Below are 21945 nucleotides of genomic sequence, written 5' to 3' on the forward strand. Positions count from 1 at the left end.
GGCCGAGACCCCGCCCGACGGCAGGAACCGCACGTCGGGGAACGGGCCGGCGAACGCCCGGACCGCGGCGAGGCCGCCGACGAGTCCCGCGGGGAAGAGCTTCAGATAGCGGAGGCCGCGGCGCAGCGCCGCCTGGATGTCGCTGGCCGTGGCGACGCCGGGCACGATCGGCAGGCCGCGCTCGGCGCAGCGGTCGACGACGTCCGCGTCGAAGCCCGGCGAGACGGCGAATGCGGCTCCCGCCTCGACGACCGCGTCGACCTGGTCGGGGTCGACGACGGTGCCGGCGCCCACGAGGATGTCGCCACGATCGCGCAGCGCGCGGATGGCGTCGATGCCCGCTGCGGTCCGCAGCGTGATCTCAGCGCACCGGATGCCCCCGGCCACGAGCGCGTCGGCGAGAGGGTGCGCGTCAGCCGCATCGTGCAGCACCACGACCGGCACGATCGATTCGCCGCGCAGCGGTCCGGCGTCGGGGATGCCCCCACGCTTCATCAGGCGTCCTGCGACGTCGGGGCGACCACGATCTCGCGGAAGCTGATGTGCTGGGGCAGCTGGTAGGCGGTCAGGATCGCCTGCGCGATGTCGCCGGGACGCAGGCCGCCGCCGATGCTGCTCTTGTAGTCGAGGTAGCCGTCGAGGACGGCGCCCTCGCCGGTGTTGCCGAGCAGACCGGTGTCGACCATCCCCGGGGCGACGAGCAGCACCCGCACGCCGTGGGCGGCGTTCTCGCGGCGAAGCCCCTCGGTCATGGCGTGGACGGCGTACTTCGTGCCGTTGTAGACGGTGTGGTCGGTGTACAGCTGCTTGCCCGCGATCGAGCCGATGTTGACGATCGTGCCGCGGCGGCGCGCCTGCATCCCGGGCAGCACGAGCTGGCTGTTCTTCATGAGCGCGACGCAGTTGACGTCGAACTGCTCCTGGACGAGCGCGGGATCCTGCTCGGCCACCGCCGACAGGGCCATGAGCCCCGCGTTGTTGACGAGCAGGTCGGCGGGGCCGAAGCGCTCCTCGGCGCGGGCGAGCGCGTCGGCCACCGCCGCGGTGTCGGTGACGTCGACGGCGGCGAGCTCGGCGTTCTCGAGGCCGAGCTCGACCATGGGCTCGAGGCGACGGGCGATGAGCAGCAGGGGGTGGCCTGCGGCGGCGAAGGCCCGCGCGGTGGCGGCGCCGATGCCGGAGCTCGCGCCGGTGATGACGACGAGGGGAAGGTCGGTCATGAGAGGTTCTCCTGTGTCGGGGTGAGGGAGGCGAGCGCCGAGACGGCCGCGTCGAATCGATCTCGGGCGCCGGCGTACGACTCGGGTGAGGTCGGCACGATCTCGTCGAGGCCCGTGTGCGCGGCATCCGTTCGCCCGTAGTCGTCCCAGATGCCGAGTCCGACGAGTGCGATGGCGGCCGCGCCAAGCGTCGCGGCCTGCTGGTCCACGGCCGAGCGCTGCAGGGGAGATCGCAGGATGTCGGCATAGATGCCGTTCCACAGAGGAGAACGACTGCCGCCGCCGGTGATGAGCAGCGCCTCGTGCGAGCCGCTGAGCTCGCGCATGAGCGTCAGGCTGCGGTCGAGCGAGAACGCGATGCCTTCGAGGCAGGCGCGTACGAGGTCGGCGGGACCGGCGCCCAGGTGGAGACCCGTGAAGCCGCCCCGGACACCGCTGCCGCCCTCGAGCGGAGTGCCGCCGGCGAGGGTGGGGACGAAGCTCACGCCGCGGGCCCCGGGGACGCTGCCGGCCGCGAGATCGATGAACGCCGCGGTGTCGGTGCCCGGCGCGAGGGTCGCGTGCAGCCACTCGAGGCTCGTGCCGCTGCTGAAGGTCGACAGGGCGCTGACGAACATGCCGGGGATCGCGTGCGCGAAGACGTAGGGACGCGCGTGCTCATCGATGACCGGTCGCGCCGAGGTGACGGTGATCCAGCTCGACGACCCCAGCGCGGCGTAGATGCGCCCTTCGGCGGTGCCGCGCGAGCCGAGTGCCATGGCCGCGTTGTCGACGGCGCCGGCGAACACGGGGATGCCGGTCGGCAGGTCGAGCGCTGTGGCGGCCGCCCGGGTGAGCGAGCCCACCCGATCCGACGACGGCGCGATGCGCGGAAGAACGTCGCGATGGAGGTCGGCGGCGGCGAGCAGTTCGTCGTCGTAGTCGCCCGTCGCGAGGTCGTAGGCTCCGCTGCCCGACGCCATCGAGGGGTCGGTCGCGAGCTGGCCGGTCAGGCGCAGGTTGATCCAGTCCTTCGATCCGACGAGGTGCCGCGTGCGCGCCCAGGAGCCGGGGTCTTCCGCGCGGAACGCGGCGGCCTTCGTCAGCGGGTACAGCGCGGCCCCGAACCCGTTGCCGGTGCGCCGGTACCACTCGGCCTCGGACAGGCCGCCGAAGACGGCATCCGGGCGCCCGCGGGTGTCGGACCAGATCGGGGTCGTGGGAGCGACGAGCTCGCCGTCGTCGTCGATCTGGACGGCGCCGAGACTCTGACCCGACAGGGCGATGCCGGCGATGCGCTCGCGTGCTCCGGGGGAGCGTTCCAGCAGCTGCCGGGTCGACGCGGCGACGGCATCCCACCAGTCGGCCGGTCTCTGCTCGTTGCGTCCGGGCGCGGGATGGCTCGTCGGGTAGGGCACGACGGTCTCGGCGAGCATCGTCGCCGCGGGCGTCCACAACGAGGCCTTGCAGCCCCCGGTGCCGAGGTCGTAGGCCAGGACGAGGTCTGGCGCCGCGCCGAGGTCGGTCATCGTCAGCGCGTCGAGCCGGCGAGCTCGCCGAGCCGGTCGAACGACGCTCCCGAGGTGGGGATGTCGACGTCGAACACCTCGGCGATCACCTGCGTCCAGCCGTGCACGAAGTAGATCCATCCGTCTTCGACCTGTAGTGCGCGGGACTGCTCCTGCGCACGTGCCTGGTCGAGGAACACGAGGTCGCCGCGGTAGTTGAGGTCCCACGCGACGCCGTGCTCGGGGAAGACACCGGCGGCGGTGATCGGCGAGCCGGGCGCGTCCTTGCCGAGACCGGTCGCGTTGACCACGAGCGAGCGCGGCGCGAGACCGGCGAGCACGCGATCGTTGTCTTCGGGCGTCGGAGTCAGGACGTACTCGAAGACGGTGTCGGTATCGAGCTCGGCATGGATCGCGCGGATGTGGTCGAGGCGCTGCGCCGACCGGTTGGTGACGATGATGCGCTGGGGGCGGTCGGCGCCCGACTCACGACGCGAGAGGTACCAGCTGATAGCGATCGTCGAGCCACCGGCACCCATGCAGAGGGCGTCGGCACCCGAGCCGTCCCAGTACCCGCGGGGCAGGAACGCGTCGAGGGCGAGGCCGCTCGAGATGGGGTCCTTCGCGTGGCAGATGAGCCGCCCGCCGCGCTTGGAGATGCAGCTCGTCTCGCCCATGAGGCGCGCGAACGGGTCGATCTCGTCGAACATGTCGGCGCAGGCGGCGTAGAGGTCGATCTTGTGGGTCGTGACGAGGGCGCCGAGGCTCAACGGGTCGTTCGCGATGAACTCGACGACCCGGCGGTAGTCCTCACGCGGTGCATGGAGGGGCAGGTCGATGCCCTGCAGCACGGCGCCGTCGAGCCCGAGCTCGTCGGCCCAGCGTGGGAACACCTGCTGGATCGACGATCGGCCGGTCGTCACGCCGATGAAGTAGAGCGTCGGGGTCTGCGCCGGCCGCAGCTCGGCCGCGTTCATGGTCTGGATGATGCTCATGCGTCGTCTCCCCGTTCGCCTGCCGCCGCCGCGACCGCCGCGACGGCCGAGTCGGCGTTCATGCCGAACCGGGTGACCCCCAGGGCCGCCATGGTCCGGATCGTCTCGATGTCGCGGATGCCGCCGGCGGCCTTCATGGCGGCGCGGCCGTCGACCTGGTCGGCGATGATCCGGATGTGATCGATCGTCGTGGGGCGGCCCGACCACCCGGTGCCCGTCTTGATCCACGGGATTCCGGCCGCGACGGCGGCATCCACGCCACGGCGGATCGCGGCCTCGTCGAGGTGCCCGACCTCGAGGATCGCGCGCAGCGGCACCCGTCCGCCGACCACGTCCGCGACCGCGGCGAGCTCGTCGGTCACGTAGTCGGTCTCGCCCGAGCGCAGGCGGCCGATCGCCACGACGACGTCGAGCTCCTGCGCGCCGAGATCGAGCAGCTCGCGCGCCTCGGCGACCTTCGTCGCGGTGGTCGTACCGCCGCTGGGGAAGCCGACGGGCGATCCGGCGAGGACGCGAGACCCGGTGAGCAGCTCGCGGATGACGGGGAGCCACCCCGGAAGGACATGCGCGCTGACGAAGCCTCCCGCGACGGCGCGCCGCGCGAGCTCCTCGACGTCGGCGCGCGCGTGCTGCGCCTGGACGCAGCTGATGTCGATATGCGCGGCGAGGTCGGCCAGGACGCTCTCGGCGCCGGGTGCGATGGTGGTGTCAGGCACGGTAGCCTCCGTGGTCCGGATTGGGGCGGGTGGTCCAGCCGCCGGTGTCGTCGGCGACCACGAGCTGGCTCATCCCGCCCGCGCGTTCGATGATGCCGTAGTCCTGTCCCGCCTCGGTCGCGTACGCGAACAGTGTCACGAGCAGCTCGTCGCCGACGTTGACGCTACGGTGCACCCATCCGCCCGGCACGTGGACGGCGACGCCGGGTGCGATCGGCAGGGCCCGAGACTCTCCGTCGACGCTGTCGAGGAGCATGACGCCCGACCCCGAGATGCCGAAGTACAGCTCCGCGAATTCGGCCTGTGCGTGCAGGTGGCCGCGCGTCATCGCCCATTCGTCGCCGACTCGGCCGGGGCGCAGCACGCTGAGCCCGATCGTGAGGGCTCCGCGGCCGGTGTCGGGTGTGCTGCTGTCGACCCAGTACACGGGAGTCCCGTCATCGGCCGCGACGGCGATCTCGAAGGCTTCGGCATCGCGGTAGAGGCCGCGCAGGTCGGCGAGGTGCTTCTCGTACCGTTCGGTGGGACCCGCGAGAGCTCCGGCGAGGGCCTCGACGGTGAGGGCGGCGGGTTCAGCCGGTCGTGCAGCGGCGCACATGCTCACATCCATTCATCACGACCCGGGTCTCGGATCGGTAGTGATACTACGTGAATAGGCGTGCGAGGTGCAACGAACGCGCGTAAGCGCGGCAGGAGGCGCGGTATTCCGGTAGTTGTGCTACTTCTAGAGGGTGACTTTCCATGCCCTGCATTCCGGCTGGCACCTCACGCACGTCGCTGGAGACGTGCCGGAGACCTTCGCCGAGACCACTCGTTCGAGCATCCCTGCGACGGTGCCCGGAGTCGTGCACACCGATCTGCTGGCCGCCGGCCTGATCCCCGACCCCTACATCGACGACAACGAGTCGGCGCTCGCCTGGATCGGTCACTCCGACTGGGCGTACGAGACGACCTTCGCCTGGTCGGACGACGGCGAGGCGATCCACGACCTCGTCGCGCACGGGCTCGACACCGTCGCGCGCGTCATCCTGAACGGGCGGGAGCTCGGACGCACCGTCAATCAGCACCGCACCTACCGGTGGCGGCTCGGCGCGCTGCTCCGCGAGGGCGACAACGTCCTGCGCGTCGAGTTCTCGTCGCCCATCGCCTACGCCCGTGAGCGGGAGACGGTCCTGGGTGAGCGTCCGCACTCATACGTCCATCCCTTCAACACGATCCGCAAGTCGGCGTGCAACTTCGGGTGGGACTGGGGTCCCGCCGTGGTGACGGCCGGCATCTGGCGTGACATCGGCATCGAGGGCTGGAGCGACGTCCGCATCGCCGCCCTTCGTCCCGTCATCGGCGTCGATGACGACCCGCGGCGGGTCGACGTGCACGTCGAGCTCGAGTGGCAGGCGCTCGACGCGGATGCCGCCGGCACGGGGGCCCGAGAGATCGTGGCCGAGGTCGCGGGCGCGCGTGCCGCCGCATCGGTCGCGCACGGTGACGCTCGCGCGACCCTGTCGCTGCGCGCCGCGGACGCGGAGCTCTGGTGGCCCCGCGGGTACGGCGACCAGCCGCTCTACGACCTGCGGGTCGCGGTCGGCGAGGTCGAGGCCGGTCGTCGCATCGGCTTCCGCTCGGTGAGGCTCGACGTCGAGGCGGACGAGGACGGCAGCCCCTTCGCGCTCGCCGTCAACGGTCGTCCCGTGTACATCAAGGGCGCGAACTGGATTCCCGAGGACACCTTCTTTCCGCGCGTGACGCGCGAGCGTCTCGCCGAGCGATTTGACGACGCCGTCGACGCGAACATGAACCTGCTGCGCGTCTGGGGCGGCGGGATCTACGAGTCGGAGGACTTCTACGACCTCGCCGACGAGCGCGGCATCCTGGTCTGGCAGGACTTCCTGCTTGCGTGCGCCGCCTACAGCGAGGACGCCGAGCTGTGGGACGAGTTCGCCGCAGAGGCGCGCGACAACGTCGCCCGCCTGACCGGTCGCGCGAGTCTCGTGATCTGGAACGGCGGGAACGAGAACATCTGGGGTTGGGTCGACTGGAAGTGGCGGCCCCGGCTGCGCGGTGCGACGTGGGGCGACGGCTACTACCAGCGGCTCTTCCCCGAGATCGTGGCCGAGCTCGCGCCCACGACGCCCTACTCGCCCGGAAGCCCGTACGGCTTCAGCTCGTACGTGCACCCCAACGACCCCGCGCACGGCACGACGCACATCTGGGACGTCTGGAATCAGGTCGACTACGACGTCTACCGCACGTACCGCCCGCGGTTCGTGTCCGAGTTCGGCTTCCAAGGTCCGCCCGCATGGTCGACGCTGTTCTCCGTCGTCCACGATGAGCCGGCCGACCCGTACGGCCCGCTCATGCTCGTGCACCAGAAGGCGCAGGACGGCAACGGCAAGCTCGAGCGGGGCCTCGGCGCCCATATCGCCGCGCCGCGCTCGATCGAGGACTGGCACTGGGCGACTCAGCTCAATCAGGCGCGCGCTGTGCGCTTCGGGATCGAGCACTTCCGGTCTCTGCATCCCCTCAACCAGGGTGCGATCGTCTGGCAGCTCAACGACTGCTGGCCGGTCATCTCGTGGGCCGCCGTCGATGGGCACGGTCATCGCAAGCCGCTGTGGCACGCGCTGCGCGCCGTGTACGCCGACCGCTTCGTCACCATCCAGCCACGCGAGCGGGGCCTGGCCGTCGTCCTGCACAACGACACGGATGCGGTGTGGGATGCCGCGCTGTCGCTGCGGCGTATCGGGTTCGAGGGTGCGGTCTCGGCCGACGAGCCGGTCACGGTGAGCATCGCACCCCGCCAGGCGGTGACGGTGCCGGTGCCCGACACAGTCGCCACGGCGTCGGATCCGGCCCGCGAGCTGATCGCCGCCGAGCTGTCGACCGAGGAGCGCGCGCTCTGGTACTTCGCCGAGGACCCCATGCTCGCGCTCGAGCCCGATGGGTTCGAGGCCTCCGCGGTCGCGACCGATGCGGGCTACGAGGTGCGCATGACGGCTCGATCGCTCGTGAAGGACCTCGTGCTGCAGGTCGACCGCATCGACGCGACGGCGCGAGTGGATCGCGGCCTCGTGACGCTGCTTCCCGGAGAGAGCGAGACGTTCACCATCACGGCCCCTGCCGGGATCGATCCGCACGTCTTCACGGCGCCCGGCATCATCCGCTCGGCCGGCGATCTGAACCCCGTCCGCGTCTGACGGAAAGTCCCCGCCGCCGGCTCGCTCGCGTCAGACGCGCCAGGCTAGCCAGGCGGCGGGGTTCCGTCGCAGGACGCGATCGACGACGTCGTCGCCGGCGGCGTCGCGCAGGCGTGGCACGAAGCGGTCGCCGAGATAGCGCAGGCCCGGGATGCCGCCGTAGGCGCGGTACCGCGTCGCGCGGGCTACGTCGCCCCCGAGCAGCACGCGGTCGGCGCCGCCGCGCCGCGCGGTCTCGGTGAGGCAGTCGATCAGCACCGCGTCGGGCCAGTCGCGCGCCCGCGCAGCGCCGTCGTAACCGAGGAACGCGCCGCGCGCGGCGAGCTCCGCGTGCAGGCCCGGGTCGGGATTGCGGTCGACGTGGGCGAGCGCGACGCGATCGGCTGCGACGCCGACGGACGCGAGGGCGTCGAGGGCCTCGTGAGCGGCGGTGCCGTGCTCGAGGTGCACCATGACCGGGGCGCCGGTGTCGCGATGAGCGGCTCCGACCGCGGCGATCGCCCGGTGGGCGGCGTCATCGATGCGCCAATAGCCGAGGCCGGCCTTGAGCACCCCGGCGCGCGGCGCGGCATCCTGGTCGGGCTCCGAGTCGAGGGAAGCCGGCGAGAGCCCCTCGGCGGCACCGCCCGTCAGGTCGCGGTGGAATGCGGCCGCGAGCTCGTCCTCGGATGCCCGGAGCAGCGGGTGGTCCGCGGCGTAGTGCTCGCGGCGGTGGACGCCGGTGGTCATGACGACGGTGAGGCCCGTGGCGCGCGAGATGCGGCGGATCGCGTCAGGTCGTCGTCCCAGGCCGAGCGGGGTCGCGTCGACGAGCGCGGCGAAGCCCGACTCTCGCAGCTCGGCTGCCTCGCGCCCCGAGGCGTCTTCGTCGTCGAGGTCGTCGCCCGGCAGCAGCGGGGAGCGCTGAAACAGGTGCTCGTGGTAGTTCACGGTGCCGAGGGCGTCGGGCTCGACGTCGCCCGTCACCGTGCGGACCTGCCCGCGCATCCCGGTCATGGCATCGCTCATGGCGCGACCGGGTGCCGCGGCTCACGGCCCTCGAGCACGGCACGCAGATCGGCGGTCGCCATGCGACCCATGCCGTCGACGCCCTCGCGGGTCTGGGCGGCGAGGTGGGGTGTGACGATGACCCGATCGGCGAGGTCGGGGGCGAGGAGGGGTGAGGCGCCCTCGCCATGGTTCTCGGTCGCCAGGGTGTCGGCTGCGTAGGCCCAGACGCGGCCGGAGCGCAGCGCGGCGGCGACGGCATCCTCGTCGATGAGGTCGGCGCGCGCGGTGTTCACCAGCAGCACCGGACGATCGGATGCCCCGAGCCAGGCGTCGTCGACGACGGTCTGGCCCCCGGGGGCGTGCAGGGTGACGACGTCGCACGATCGGGCGAGGTCGTCGGCGGACGCTCGCTCGATCTCGTCGAAGATCGGGTCGTCGGTCGGCACCCAGGGGTCGGCACCGAGCACGCGCGGACGGAATCCGCCGAGCCGCTCGATGACGAGGCGTCCGATGCGCCCGAGCCCGAGCACTCCGACGGTGAGCGCCGACAGCTCGCGTGCCTGCCAGCCCGACCAGTCGCCCGCCCGCACGCGGCGGTCGGCGGCGGGCACGCCCCGGAGGGCGGCCAGGAGGAGGGCGACGGTGTGCTCGGCGACCGCGCTCGAGTTCGCTCCGGGGGTGTTGGTGACGACGATGCCGCGCGCCGCGGCCGCCGCGACGTCCACTTTGTCGATCCCGACGCCGTAGCGTGCGACGACCCGCAGTGCGGGTGCGAGCTCGAGGTGCGCCGCCGTGACCGGGCCGGTGCCGGCGATCCATCCGTCGACGCCGGGCAGGAGCGCCTCGAGCTCCGCGAGGTCGTGAGCGGGGCTCGATCGCACGACTTCGTAGCCGGCGGCGTCCAGCTCGGCGGCGAAGTCGGTGCCGCCGCCGCCGAACGACCGCGAGGTGACCAGCACCCGGCGGCGCGCGGCCGACGTCACGACGCCTGCTCGCCGCCCGCGGCCTGCTCGTCGTCGGCGTCGCGGTGGCGCATCGACGCGAGCTCGCTTTTCATCCGCCGGATGGCTGCGGTGTGCTCGGGGCTGCGGCGCAGCGCGACGCCCGTGGCGAGGATGTCGATGACGACGAGACCGGCGAGGCGGCTGGTCGACGGCGTGTAGACGTCGGTGTCCTCGAAGGTGCGTGCGATCAGCGGCACTGTGGCGATCTCCGACAGCGGGCTCTGGCGTCCGGTGATGGAGATGACGGACGCGCCGGCCTTGCGCGCCGCCTCGGCGACGATCATCGTCTGCTCGGTGTGGCCGGTGTTCGAGATCGCGACGGTGACCGAGCGCGGGCCGCTCATCGTCGCGGCGATGAACTGCTGGTGGAAGTCTTCGGGTGCCTGGCACGGCACGCCGAAGAGGGGGAACTTCTGCTGCGCGTCCTGCGCGATGATGCCGCTCGCGCCGAAGCCGACGAACAGGATGTCGGATGCGTCGAGGATCAGCGCGATGGCGTCTTCGACCGCCGCGGCGTCGAGCGTGCGGCGAGCCCGATCGAGGCTCGAGATCGTGTGGTCGAAGATCTTCTCCGACAGGTCGGCGCTCGAGTCGTCGGGTGTGATCGACGAGTGCGTCACGGGCAGGCCGAGCGCGAGCGTCTGAGCGAGCTGGATGCGGAAGTCCTGGAACCCTTCGCACCCGACCGAGGCGCAGAAGCGCATCACCGTCGGCTCGCTCACCTCGGCGGCTTCGGCCAGCCCGGCCATCGTGAACTGCACCGCCCCGACGGGGTTGTCGAGCACGATGGCTGCGACGCGCTGTTCTGATCGCCGCAGGCTCGGAAGCTGCCGGGTGATGCGCTCCAGCAGCGTGTCGCTCGAGTCCTCCGTGCGTGCTGCCGTGGTGCCGGATGCGCCGGGTGCGGTGTCCGTGGTCACGGATCCCCCCTCCATGTAGTATCGCTACAAACCCTACCCCACCACCCCCGAAGGGCACAGAGATGTACCGCGAACGGCTCGAACTGGACGGCAGAGTGGCCGTCGTCACCGGCGGATCCCGGGGCATCGGACTCGCCTGCGTCACGGCGCTGCGCGAGTTCGGAGCGTCCGTCGTCATCGCCGACCTCCTCGACGACGTCGGCCGCGCGGCCGCAGAATCATTCGACGGCGGGGTCGAGTACGTGCACCTCGACGTGACCGACGCGCCGGCCGTCGCGGATGTCTTCGCCGACGTCGCCGCTCGCCAGGGCCGGCTCGACATCCTGGTGACCTCGGCGGGCATCGCCAACCATCAGCCCTCCTCCGAGATCACGCGCGAGGCATGGGATGCGGTGCTCGCGGTCAACGCGACCGGAACCTTCTGGTGCGCCCGCGAGGCCGCCCGGCACATGACCCGTGGTGCGTCGATCGTCGCCATCGGCTCGATGTCGGGCGAGCTCGCGAACGCGCCGCAGAGGCAGGCCGCCTACAACGCGTCGAAGGGCGCGGTCCACCTCGCGGTGAAGTCGCTCGCCGTCGAGTACGTCGATGCCGGCATCCGGGTCAATGCCGTCGCGCCGGGCTACATCGGCACCGACCTGACGAAGGACGGGGTGCCGGGCGAGTGGTGGGACGACTGGATCCGGCGCACTCCGATGCAGCGACTCGGCGCGCCCGAGGAGGTCGCGTCGCTCGTCGCCTTCCTCGCGTCGGATGCCGCCTCGTACCTGACCGGGTCGATCGTGCTCGCCGACGGAGGCTACTCGGCCTGGTGAGGCGGACCGCCGGCTCAGGCGTGCGCGCGGAGCGTGTGCACGCCTGAGCCGACCTCCCGCCGGACGCCGGGCAGCACGACCTCGGCGGTGACCCCGACGGGAACCTCGCAGGTGAGCTCGAGCTCGTCGGGAGCGAGACCTGCGCCTCCGCGTCGCCAGCGCACCGAGAGGTCGCCGTACGGCGTGCGCACGGCACCCTCGGCCTCGGACAGAGCGGTCGCCGTGACGCCCGGCTCGATGCGGGCACGTCGCCACCCGGGTGCGAGCGGGCGCAGACCGGCGACGTCGCCGTAGAGCCAGTCGTCGATGGTGCCGAGGAAGTAGTGTCCGCGCGAGCGCGACTCCGGCTTCCAGTGTTCCCAGAGCGACGTGGCCCCGAGCTCGACCCAGTGGCCCCAGCTCGGGAAGGTCGTCTGCGTCGCGACCGCGACAGCGGCATCCGCGTGCCCGAACCGTGTCAGCACCGGCAGGATGTGCTTCGTCGCGAGCGCGCCGGTCCACAGGTGATCGTCACGGTCGCGCACGTCGGCGGCGAGACGATCGGCGGCGGGCTGCCGGGCGTCCTCGGGCAGGACGTCGAACGCGAGGGCGAGCACGGCGTGCGCCTGCCGGTACCCGGCGTCGCCGACGCCTCGCACCTCGGCGCGGTCGGCGTCCCAGAAGGTCGCGACGAACGCCGCGCGACTGCGCTGCGCCGCCGCGAGCCATTCGTCCGCGGGTTCGCCGAGCTCGGCGGCGATCCTGGCGGCGGTGTCGCACATCGCGATGAGGAAGGCGGTCGCGGCGATGCGCGCGTCCTCGGGCGGGTTGCCGCCGCCGGCATCCGTGTCGGGGGCGACCCAGTCGCCGAGAGTCGTCTCGGCGATGCCGCCGGGCGATCGGTCGATCTCGAAGCGGAGGTAGTCGCGGGCATCGGGCCACACCGCCGCGAGCACGTCTCGGTCGCCTCGCTGCAGGTGCACCTCCCACGGCACGAGGAGCAGCGCGGAGTGCCATGTCGGCGCGGGAGACCAGTCCATGCGCCATCCGCCGTGCGGTGCGATCACCTGCGGGGCGCCCGCACCGTGGCGGGAGTGGGCGATGTCGGCCGACCATTTGGCCAGCAGCTCGTGCGTGTCGAGGTTCTGGAGCATCATCCGCGCGCCGACCATCCCGTCGCCCGTCCACCCGTTCTTCTCGTACTTCGGGGTGTCGGTCGGGATGCCGTGCAGGTTGCTCAGGATCGTGCGCACCGTGAGCTCGTGGATCGTGTTCAGCAGCGGATCGGAGCACGAGAAGCGGCCGATTCGCGGGGCCCGGGTATGCACGATCGCCGCCCGCAATCGGGGAAGGCGGGGCGCGCGCACCTCGACGTAGCGGAATCCGTGCCAGGAGAATCGGGGATGCCAGCGCAGCGGGCCGGTCTCGCGCGTGTCGTCGAGGATGATGCGGTCGGTCTGGAAGCGGCCGTCGAAGTAGCCCTTCTCGTCCTCGTAGTTCGGCGTCCCGTCGGGCTCGAGGGTCTCTCCGAAGCGGAGCTCGATCACGTCGCCGGCGGCACCATCGGCCTCGATCTCGACCCAGCCCGCGACGACCCGTTCGAAGCCCACGACCCAGCGGCCCTCGCCGAGCTCGACCACGGACTCCGGCTCGAGGTGCCCCGCGACGACGATGGGCGGCTGTCGCTGCGGCTCCGGTGCGCCGGCCGGGCCGGTCGCCACCCGAACGCGCGGCCAGTCGGAGACGTCGGTGCCGGCGGAGCCCGCTCCGACGACACGACGCCGTGCGTCGAAGTCCTCGCCGGCGTACAGGTCGTCGCTCGTGGTCGCTCCGTCGACGGCGCGCCAGGTGTCGTCCGTCACGACGACCTGTTCACCGTCGGCTCCCCGGATGACGAGCAGCAGCCGGACGCAGGGATCGTCGTGCCAGGGCGCGGTCTCCCAGTTCCAGGTGTTGCGGCCGAGCATCCCGTAGAAGCCGCGGCCGAGCTCCGCCGTCAGCACATGGGTGCCCGCTGCCAGCTGCGCGGTGACGTCGGCAACGGTGTACTGGGTGACGACGTCGTAATCGGTGAACCCCGGTCCGAGCACGGAGTCGTCGACGGGTCGTCCGTCGAGCTCGACGTGCGCGAGGCCGCCCGCGGCGATGACGAGGTAGGCCTCGTCGGGCGCAGCGTCGACCTCGAATGCGCCGCGCACGATCGGAGCCGCGGGGGTGGGCTGGGACGCGCCGATCCAGGAGGCGCCGCGCCAGTCGGCATCCACCACTCCGGTGACGAACGTGCCCGCGCTCTCGGCGCGCCCGGCGGTCGTCTCCACCTCGATGGACCATCGATAGCGGGCGAGCGGTCGCAGCGGCGCACCCCCGTAGCCGATGTCGACCGAGTGATCGTCGGTGACGACGCCTGAGTCCCACACGACGCTTCCGGCGAGATCCCGCACCTCGATGCGCCGAGACCGCTGCCGGGTGTCGGGCTGATCGCTCGTGATCTGCCAGCCGAAGACCGGTCGCGCGCCGGTTCCGACGGGGTTCGCGGAGTGGTCGACGGTGAGCTCGCGCAAGGCGGTCATGCATCATCCTTCAGGCGCGACAGCTCGTCGCTGCCGCCGTAGTACTCGTTCAGGGCGGCGTCGACCGTCGGATGCGCGGCCAGGAACCGGAGCAGCGGCACCGGCTCGTCCTGCGGGCGCGTGCGCTTCTGATTGATCTCGCCGAGCAGGCTCCAGCGCCGGTCGCCGAGACCTGACGGTTCGACCGCGTCGCCGTCGTAAGCGGTGTAGTCGAACACCCGGATGCCGTCCGCGTCCGTCACGACCCCCAGGCGGAAGCCTGCCGTCATGAACCAGGTCACCGTCTCGCCGCGACGTGAGGCCTGCACGCCGCTGCCGCTCTGTTCGAGGAGGTACGCCAGTCCCTCGTTGTCGGGGTGCCGGGTGCGCCACTCCTCGCCGAACTCGGCGATCGTCGGCATCCTCAGGTCGGGCCAGCGCTCCCGCAGGCCGCCGAGCCAGCCGCCCCAGGCGTCGAGTGTCGACGGGTCCGCCTCGAGTCCGCGCGCGACCTCGCTGATCTCGTAGTTCACCGTCAGCCAGCCGAGGCCGTTGCGCTCGACGTTCCGGTCGTTCAGATGCGCTTCGCTCGTCGCGTCGAGCTCGCGGAGCGCCTCGGCGCGCGGCAGGCGGTGCAGCGTCTCGATGGGGCCGAGACCCAGGCGCGAGTTGTAGTCCGACGACATCCCGGCGGTTCGTGCCGCCACGAGATCCACCGTCCAGCCGTCGAGCTGGACGGCGTCGATGCGCTGATCGCCCCGCCCGGGTACGAGGAAGTGCGACGACGACGGGTAGTAGGGGTAGGCGATCGAGCCGTCGCCGTCCTGGAGGTCGATGTCGAACTGGCTCCAGATGTTGCCCTGCACCGTCCGCATTCCGCGGGCGCGTGCGTCGGCGATGTTGTGCGCCGAGAGGAAGCCGGCGACGAGCGATCGGGGGGCGCGGCCGAACTCCTGCGCGATGAGGTCGGCGGCGTCGGTGATATCGCGCGAGACGTCCTCGCGTGAGCCGTACAGGTTGGCGAAGAACCCCCCGGGCACGAAGGCGACGTCGTCGCCGTGCGCCTCGGCCGCGCGGCGGACCGCGGCACGCACGTCGCGGTAGCGGGGCGACGCGTCGGTGAGCGCTCCCCATGACAGCGCCCAGGTGACGCGAGCATCCGGAATGGCCGCGCGTACGGTGTCGGAGAACCGCTCGACGAGCGCCGCGGAGTGAAGCTCGGATTCGTCCTCCCACAGTGAGCGGGTGCGGGTGGCCTCGATCTGGTGGCGCCGGACCACGGTGTTGACGGTGATGCGTCGGCCGATGGCGTCGGGCTGCTGGGAGGATTCCATGAGGCATCACCCTAGCCACGATCTCGGTCGAGAAAGTAGTGGCACTAGCGAAATTGTCGTGTTGAACGTCTCATTTCGGTAAACACGAGACGAAACGGCGGCTCGTGTGTAGTATCGCTACCAATACCCGGACGCCGCGCCTCCAGCGGGCGTCGACCATCGATGAAGACAGGGAGAAGCCATGAAGAAGTGGCTCAAGGGGACAGCATTCGTCGGAGTCGCGCTCGCGACCATCGGCACCCTGGCCGGGTGCGCGGGTGACGCCGCCGGCGGGAAGACCGAGATCAGCTTCCTGATGTGGGGCGACGGTGGCGACGCACAACAGGCTTACCAGGACGTCATCGATGCATTCGAGGACGCGAACCCGGACATCGCGGTCAACGCCGAGTTCTTCAACACCAACGACTACGACAACATCCTCAAGACCCGTCTCTCCGGCGGCGCCGGCCCGGACGTCTACGGCTTCGACCTCGGCAACATCGAGACCTTCGTCGCCGACGGCTTTGCGGCCGATCTCTCCGACGGCGGCGAGAGCTACCTGTCTAAGCTCAACCCCGAGGCGGCTGAGGATGCGCAGCGGGAGGGCGGCACCTACAACCTGCCGATCTCGCTCTCGGGGAACGGCATCATCTACAACAAGGCGCTGTTCGATCAGGTCGGCATCACCGAGGAGCCGACGACCTACACCGAGCTGCTGGCCGCCTCGGAAAAGCTGAAGGCCGCCGGCATCACGCCCTTCGCGATGAGCGCTCAGGACAACTTCTGGCCGCAGTTCATCATCTACTACGCCCTCGCGGAGCACGGGGCCAACGAAGAGCTGGGTGCCGAGATGGCGGCCGGCGAGGCCACGTTCTCCGAGAGCAAGGCGTGGGCTGACTCGCTCGACATCGTCCGCGAGCTGACGCCGTACTACATGCCCAACCCGCTCGGCACCAGCCAGACCGCGGCGCAGTCCGCGTTTCTCGCCGGACAGGCCGCGATGTTCCCCGCGACGTGGATCCTCTCCGACGCCCGCGACGCCGACCTCGATGTCGACTACATGAACTTCCCGACCACGGATGAGGGGTCCGACGCGATCTGGGGCACATACCAGGTGCGTTTCGGGCTGAACCCGAACAACGGCGACGCCAAGCTCGACGCGGGCCAGAAGTTCCTCGATTACTTCATGCAGGACGAGGTTTACAGCAGCTTCTTGGACAAGGTGAAGCTCTTCCCGACAACGACGGGCGTCGAGGTCGGCGAGGACGTCGACCCGCTGTTCCCCGACATGCAGGCGTCGTGGGAGGGCAAGCAGTTCATCGCGGCGTTCTCGCCGACCGATCCCAGCATCCAGGACACTCTGCTGGTCGGGCTGCAGAACATCATCGGTGATCGTCAGAGCACCGAGGAAGTGCTGACCGACCTCGACGCTGCCCTGGCGCAGTACGTCGCAAACCGATGACGCACGGTCCCCGTGTCCGTCTCGCGAGCGCGGCCGGTCTGGTCGCGCTCGCGGCGGCGGCACTCACCGGATGCGGCAGCGCGGGCGGTGGCGGCACGCAGCTCAGCTTCTTGATGTGGGGCGACGGCAGCGACAACCAGAAGGCCTACGAGACGGTCATCGCCGCCTTCGAGGAGGCCAACCCCGACATCACCGTCAACGCGGAGTTCGTCAACACCAACGACTACGACAACGTGTTGAAGACGCGCCTGTCGGGCGGTGCGGGGCCGGACGTCTACGGCTTCGACCCGAAGAACCTGACCGACTTCATCCAGGACGGCTTCGCCGCCGACCTGTCGTCGACGGACTTCCTCGGAAGGCTGAACGAGGCCGCGGCACTCGAGGCGACGCGCGACTCCGGCGGTGAAGGCGCCTACTCCGTGCCGATCTCTCAATCGGGCAACGGGATCATCTACAACGCCGCGCTCTTCGAGCAGGCCGGCATCGACGAGGTCCCGCAGACCTACACCGAGCTGAAGGATGCCGCACAGAAGCTGTCGGACGCGGGCATCGTGCCGTTCGCGATGTCGGCCCAGGACAGTTGGTGGCCGCAGTTCATCGCCTACTACGCGATGGCGCAGCACGTGTTCCCTGATTCCCCGGACATCATCGATGAGCTGCTGGACGGCGAGACGACGTTCGCTGAGACGCCCGGCTACGAGAGTGCTCTGGATGTCGTCGAGGAGCTGGTGCCCTACTACATGCCCGACCCGGTCGGCACGAACCAGTCGGCTGCCAAGACGGCGTTCCTCTCCGGCAACGCCGCGATGTTCCCCGCGACGTGGATCCTCTCCGACGCTCGTGCGGCGGGCGTGGAGCCGGGCTACATGAACTTCCCTACCCTCGACGCCGACGTCGCCGACATGTGGGGGAGCTACCTCGTCGCGTGGGGCATCAACCCGGGCAACGACAAGACCGATGCGGCTGAGCGCTTCATCGACTTCTTCTTCCAGGACGACGTCTACGCCGAGTTCTTGACAGGGGTGAAGGCCTTCCCCGTGACCGAGGGCATCGACGTCTCGTCGGTGGATCCGCTGTTCGCCGATATGGAGGCCGCCTGGCAGGGCAAGACGTTCCGCCCCATGGTGCTGCCAGCCCACCCGCAGCTGCAGGAGACGCTGCTGGTGGGTATGCAGAACCTCATCGCCGGTCGGACCGACTCGGCGTCGGTTGTCGCGGAGCTCGACGCGACGCTCGACGAGATACGCGCGTCGCGGTGAGCTAGGGGTAGCGCGGCTACCCAAGACCCCCGAAATTCGCTCGAATCGAGCAATTTCGGGGGTCTTCACCCGTCATTCGTGTAGTCTGGCTACACAACGCAACTCAAGGAAGTGTTCCGTGACCCAGCTCCTCACCCTCGAGGACCCGCATCTGTCGATCGCCTTCGATGCCCGCACCGGTGGGCTCGTGCGATTCGATGATGGCAGGGTCGGTCCGTGGCTGGAAGAGGCGAGCGCCGGTTCGCTGTTCGTCGTCGAGATTCCGCGCGGCGGCGACCGCACCGTCGTCGTCCAGACCGCGCAGCAGTCGCTCTCCGGTCACGAGTTCACCGCCGACGGAAACGCCGTGACGCTGCGCTGGACCGACCCGATCACGTCCGCCGGCGAGACGCTTCACGGCGACATCACGGTCACTGCGGCGATCGACCAGGGCGGTCTCCGGCTCTCGCTCTCGCTCGCCCTCGAGGAAGGCGGCGTCGAAGCGGTACGGTTCCCGTCGATACGAGGCGTGCGTCCGGCGGCGCGCGGGCTCGAGCTTCGGGGGGTCGACTACTCGACCGGCACGCGCGTCGGCCTGCTGCCCGTGTTCGACAGCAACGCACCCTATTGGGGCACGATGTTCCCGGACTATGCCAGCGGCAACCTGCGGCCCGAGCTCGTCGGCAACCCCACCTCACCGTTCGTCGCCCTCGTGACCGATGCCGGCGGCATCACCGTCATGCCCGCGGCGCCGACGCTCGACTTCATCGGCTGGCGTGCATCGCTCGAGCCTGGGTTCGCCGACAGCCTCGCCCGCACCGCCGGGCCCGATGCCGCCGTCACGCTCGACGCCATCCACTTCCTCGCCGCGACCGGCGACCGCATCGAGCTGCCCGCGATGTCGCTCATGCCGTACGCGGGGGACTGGACCGGTTCGCTCGTGCCGTACCGTCGCAACCAGGCGCCCACCCGGCGCTCCCGCGCGGATTGGCTCGCGGAGCCCCGGCTCTGGCTGCAGGTGCAGCTCATGTCGACCGAGGGCGAGCCCCGCTACGACTTCGACGACCTCGTCGACATCATCGAGGAGTGCGCGTCGACCGGGATCGGCGCGATCCAGATCGTCGGTTGGAACGAGGGCGGACAGGACGGCCTCGTCCCGTGGCACCGCCCGGCGGCGAAGCTCGGCGGAGCCGCCGGCCTGCAGCGGGCGCTCGATCGCGCCCGCGAGCTCGACGTCGCCACCGTGCTCTACGTCAAGTACGTGTGGGTCGAGAAGCCCGGCCCGAACTGGAATGAGCTCGAGCGCTTCGTATCGCGCGATCCCCACGGGCAGCCCTACGCGCAGCCCGGTCCGGTCTACCACTCCTCGCGCAAGCGCTACGGCATCAGCACGCCCTGGTACGTGCCCCTGTGCTTCGGCGTGCGCGAGCTGCGCGACCGCATCGCCGACGAGGTCGCCGAGATCGCATCCTGGGGCGCCGACGGCATCCTGGCCGACGAGTCGCTCTACCACGGTCGCGCTCTGCTGTGCTTCGCCGACGATCACGGCCATCCCGTCGGCGCGAGCGCCTTCACGTGGGACGCGGCGTACATCGACGACATGCGCGCTCGCCTCGGCGACGCGGCAGACACCTTCGTCATCGCTGCCGAGGGCGCTTACGACGCCCAGTTCGAGGACTACGACGTGTCGTACTTTCGCAGCGCATCGCCCCACCATCGGCCCGTCGGCAGGATGCTGCGTCCCGGCGCCCGCATCGTCACGGCGCTGACCGGTTTCGACGAGCGCGGCATGATCGCCCAGAGCCTGCTGGACGCATACGCGATGAGCCTCGAGCCTTTCAACTTCAAGGGACGCCCCCGTGACATGCCGGTCACCGTCGAGCGAGCGCGTCGCGCGGAGGAGGTGCGCGGCCGGTACGCCGACTGGCTGTGGAACGGCGAGCTCGTGGCCGACGCCGCCGTCACGGTGGCGGAGGCCGGTGCCTCCGGTTCGGCCGCGCTGGTTCGCCACACCGTCTGGCGCCGTGGTCAGGGCGACCCCTCGCGCGTCGTGGTCGTCGCCAACTTCGGTGACGCCCCCGCGCGAGTGCGCGTCGCCGGTCTCCCGGCCGGATCGCATGTCGTCCGTCTCGACGGCTCGGCTGAGACGGACCTCGACGCGACAGACGCGATCCTCACCATCGATCCCCGCGACGCCGCCGTCGTGGTTCCCCCGACCGACCCGATTGGAACGACATGAGCAGCACGCGCGTCGAAGATCCTCGCGTCCTCGCCTTGGACGACCCGGAGAACGTGACTGCGCTCCGCAAGCGCACGACGCTGAAGGAACGCCTCTGGACCGGCCGGAGCTCGGCCGGGAAGTTCTGGGTGGCGATCTCGCCGGCCCTCATCCTGTACCTCGTGTTCACCGTGTACCCGATGGGGCAGGTCGTCGTGGCGAGCTTCACCGACGCCCGCGGGTTCAATCGCGCGTGGGAGTTCCTGGGACTCGACAACTTCGTACGGATCTTCTCGGGCGACCCCGTGCTGATGGAGGCGGTGGGCAACACCGCGATATACGGCTTCTTCAAGATCGTCGTGCAGACGGTGCTGGCGTTCCTGTTCGCCGTGCTGCTGCACCGGCAGCTGCGACTAGGCAACATCTACCGTGCGATCTTCTTCGCGCCGATGGTGATCTCTCCGGTCGCGATCGTGTTCGTGTGGAGCTTCATGTACGACCCCACCACGGGGACGTTCAACACCATCCTCCGCAGCCTCGGGCTCGGCGGCCTCGCGCAGGACTGGCTCGGCAACTACGACCTCGCCCTGTACAGCGTCATCCTCGTCGATCTGTGGAGCGGTCTGGGCTTCAACATCGTCATCTTCCTCGCCGGGCTGTCGACGATCCCGGGTGAGATCCTCGAGGCGGCGAAGGTCGACGGGGCGCGCGGCTGGAAGGCCCTGCGCTTCATCACGCTGCCGCTGATGATCCCCTCGATCGGCCTGGTGCTGGTGCTGTCGATCAACGGTGCGCTGCGCGCGTTCGACACCGTCTACCTGATGACCAGAGGCGGGCCGGGCAACTCGACACAGCTGTATATGACCCAGGTCTTCCAGGAGGGCATGGTCAACAACAACTTCGGCTATGCCTCGGCCATGGCCGTGCTGGTCATCATCGTGCTCATCGCCATCGCCGCGGTGCAGAACCGCTTGAACAACCGCATCGCCGCGGAGGAGGAGGGCCGATGAACAGCCGAACCGCGACGCGTCTGCTGCGACGCGTTCCCGTCAACGTCCTGCTGATCGTCCTCAGCATCCTGATGATCTACCCCCTCGTGATCATCGTGATCACGGCGTTCAAGCCCAACCTCGAGGTGCTGACGAACCCGACGGGACTGCCGATCTCGCCGACGTTCGACAACTTCGTCACCTCGTGGAACGAGGCGAACTTCACCAACCTGTTCGCGAACTCGATCCTGCTGACACTCGTCAGCATGACCGTCGCGACCTTCGTGGCCGCGCTCGCCTCGTACGCCATCGTGCGCCAGGCCACGAAGATCGGCTCGGGTATCTACCTGTTGCTCGCCGCCGGCATCTTCCTGCCCATGCAGCTCGCCCTCGTGCCGCAGTTCCGCGTCGTGCGCGACCTCGGGCTGATCAACAGCTACGCCGGCGTCATCCTCCTCTACATCGCCGGCGCCCTGCCCTTCGGCGTCTTCCTGATGGCCGCGTTCATGCGGCAGGTGCCGCGCGAGATCGTGGAGGCCGCGGTCATCGACGGTGCCGGCTACTTCCCGTTGTTCTGGCGCATCTTCTTCCCCCTCGCGCGTCCCGCCGTCGCCACGTTCTGGGTGCTGCAGGGTGTGGGCGTGTGGAACGACTACCTCGTGCCGCAGCTGCTGCTCACCGACCCGGGCAAACGCACGCTGACGACCGGTGTCCTGTACTTCAAAGCGCAGTACCTCGCCGACTGGGGCAACATCATGGCCGCCGTGCTCATCATGAGCCTGCCTATCCTCCTGCTGTTCGTCTTCGCTCAGCGATACTTCGTCAGCGGTCTCTACGCGGGTGCGGTGAAGTAGCC

General features: G+C 70.2%; 18 protein-coding genes. 7 read left to right on the top strand and 11 right to left on the bottom strand.

Annotated features, from left to right (window positions below; translation table 11 throughout):
- From eda to C3481_RS12205, 6 genes are all read right to left on the bottom strand, one after another.
- Window positions 1-495 (bottom strand): bifunctional 4-hydroxy-2-oxoglutarate aldolase/2-dehydro-3-deoxy-phosphogluconate aldolase (eda, locus tag C3481_RS12180; RefSeq protein WP_103842561.1); only part of this gene is annotated, 495 nt, incomplete at its 3' end.
- Window positions 495-1220 (bottom strand): SDR family oxidoreductase, encoded by a 726-nt coding sequence (locus C3481_RS12185; protein ID WP_023953580.1) that lies wholly within the window; start codon window positions 1218-1220, stop codon window positions 495-497. The genes eda and C3481_RS12185, both read right to left, overlap by 1 nt.
- Window positions 1217-2728, bottom strand: coding sequence for an FGGY-family carbohydrate kinase (locus C3481_RS12190; RefSeq protein WP_071918893.1), 1512 nt, complete (start codon window positions 2726-2728; stop codon window positions 1217-1219). The genes C3481_RS12185 and C3481_RS12190 overlap by 4 nt, the downstream gene beginning before the upstream one ends.
- 2 nt (window positions 2729-2730) lie before the next feature.
- A complete protein-coding gene (locus tag C3481_RS12195) occupies window positions 2731-3702 on the bottom strand; it encodes a shikimate dehydrogenase (RefSeq protein ID WP_205800276.1) in 972 nt (323 codons plus the stop codon).
- Window positions 3699-4418, bottom strand: coding sequence for a deoxyribose-phosphate aldolase (gene deoC / locus C3481_RS12200; RefSeq protein WP_181021927.1), 720 nt, complete (start codon window positions 4416-4418; stop codon window positions 3699-3701). The genes C3481_RS12195 and deoC overlap by 4 nt, the downstream gene beginning before the upstream one ends.
- Window positions 4411-5016 carry a glucose-6-phosphate isomerase family protein gene (locus C3481_RS12205; RefSeq protein ID WP_064955825.1) on the bottom strand — a complete coding sequence of 202 codons (606 nt, stop codon included), beginning with the start codon at window positions 5014-5016 and terminating at the stop codon, window positions 4411-4413. Before C3481_RS12205 ends, deoC begins: the two co-directional genes overlap by 8 nt.
- 133 nt (window positions 5017-5149) lie before the next feature.
- Here C3481_RS12205 and C3481_RS12210 point away from each other — a divergent pair, with 133 nt between their 5' ends.
- Window positions 5150-7612, top strand: coding sequence for a glycoside hydrolase family 2 protein (locus tag C3481_RS12210; RefSeq protein ID WP_103842564.1), 2463 nt, complete (start codon window positions 5150-5152; stop codon window positions 7610-7612).
- A 30-nt stretch (window positions 7613-7642) separates the two neighbouring features.
- Here C3481_RS12210 and C3481_RS12215 read toward each other — a convergent pair whose 3' ends face one another.
- The 3 genes from C3481_RS12215 to C3481_RS12225 are packed head-to-tail and all read right to left on the bottom strand — an operon-like array spanning window position 7643 to window position 10526.
- The gene (locus C3481_RS12215) at window positions 7643-8620 is read right to left on the bottom strand and encodes a phosphotriesterase (protein ID WP_258039115.1); all 978 of its coding nucleotides are present in this window, start codon (window positions 8618-8620) and stop codon (window positions 7643-7645) included.
- Complete coding sequence (locus tag C3481_RS12220) at window positions 8617-9585, bottom strand: NAD(P)-dependent oxidoreductase (RefSeq protein WP_103842565.1); 969 nt, start codon at window positions 9583-9585, stop codon at window positions 8617-8619. Before C3481_RS12220 ends, C3481_RS12215 begins: the two co-directional genes overlap by 4 nt.
- Window positions 9582-10526, bottom strand: a complete 945-nt coding sequence (locus C3481_RS12225; protein ID WP_233494918.1) for an SIS domain-containing protein — start codon at window positions 10524-10526, stop codon at window positions 9582-9584. Before C3481_RS12225 ends, C3481_RS12220 begins: the two co-directional genes overlap by 4 nt.
- 62 nt (window positions 10527-10588) lie before the next feature.
- Between C3481_RS12225 and C3481_RS12230 the strand changes: the two genes are divergently transcribed.
- On the top strand, window positions 10589-11341 hold the full coding sequence (locus C3481_RS12230) for an SDR family NAD(P)-dependent oxidoreductase (protein ID WP_103842566.1): 753 nt from the start codon (window positions 10589-10591) through the stop codon (window positions 11339-11341).
- A gap of 14 nt (window positions 11342-11355) precedes the next feature.
- Here the strand turns inward: C3481_RS12230 and C3481_RS12235 are convergent, their stop codons facing one another.
- Together C3481_RS12235 and C3481_RS12240 are read right to left on the bottom strand one after the other, a co-directional pair.
- Window positions 11356-13890, bottom strand: a complete 2535-nt coding sequence (locus tag C3481_RS12235; protein ID WP_103842567.1) for an alpha-L-rhamnosidase — start codon at window positions 13888-13890, stop codon at window positions 11356-11358.
- A complete protein-coding gene (locus C3481_RS12240) occupies window positions 13887-15203 on the bottom strand; it encodes a DUF3863 domain-containing protein (RefSeq protein WP_103842568.1) in 1317 nt (438 codons plus the stop codon). The genes C3481_RS12235 and C3481_RS12240 overlap by 4 nt, the downstream gene beginning before the upstream one ends.
- Before the next feature lie 181 nt (window positions 15204-15384).
- Here C3481_RS12240 and C3481_RS12245 point away from each other — a divergent pair, with 181 nt between their 5' ends.
- The 5 genes from C3481_RS12245 (at window position 15385) to C3481_RS12265 (ending at window position 21943) form a co-directional block, all read left to right on the top strand.
- On the top strand, window positions 15385-16644 hold the full coding sequence (locus tag C3481_RS12245; RefSeq protein WP_023953592.1) for an ABC transporter substrate-binding protein: 1260 nt from the start codon (window positions 15385-15387) through the stop codon (window positions 16642-16644).
- Entirely contained in the window at window positions 16641-17903 is a 1263-nt protein-coding gene (locus tag C3481_RS12250) for an ABC transporter substrate-binding protein (protein WP_103842569.1), read from the top strand. Before C3481_RS12245 ends, C3481_RS12250 begins: the two co-directional genes overlap by 4 nt.
- Window positions 17904-18021: 118 nt before the next feature.
- A complete protein-coding gene (locus tag C3481_RS12255; protein ID WP_103842570.1) occupies window positions 18022-20121 on the top strand; it encodes a DUF6259 domain-containing protein in 2100 nt (699 codons plus the stop codon).
- Window positions 20118-21110, top strand: coding sequence for a carbohydrate ABC transporter permease (locus C3481_RS12260; protein ID WP_023953595.1), 993 nt, complete (start codon window positions 20118-20120; stop codon window positions 21108-21110). Before C3481_RS12255 ends, C3481_RS12260 begins: the two co-directional genes overlap by 4 nt.
- Complete coding sequence (locus tag C3481_RS12265; protein WP_103842571.1) at window positions 21107-21943, top strand: carbohydrate ABC transporter permease; 837 nt, start codon at window positions 21107-21109, stop codon at window positions 21941-21943. The genes C3481_RS12260 and C3481_RS12265 overlap by 4 nt, the downstream gene beginning before the upstream one ends.
- The last annotated feature ends 2 nt before the right edge of the window (window positions 21944-21945 follow it).

The sequence above is a fragment of the Microbacterium sp. Ru50 genome (assembly GCF_002920555.1).
Lineage (GTDB): Bacteria > Actinomycetota > Actinomycetes > Actinomycetales > Microbacteriaceae > Microbacterium > Microbacterium arborescens.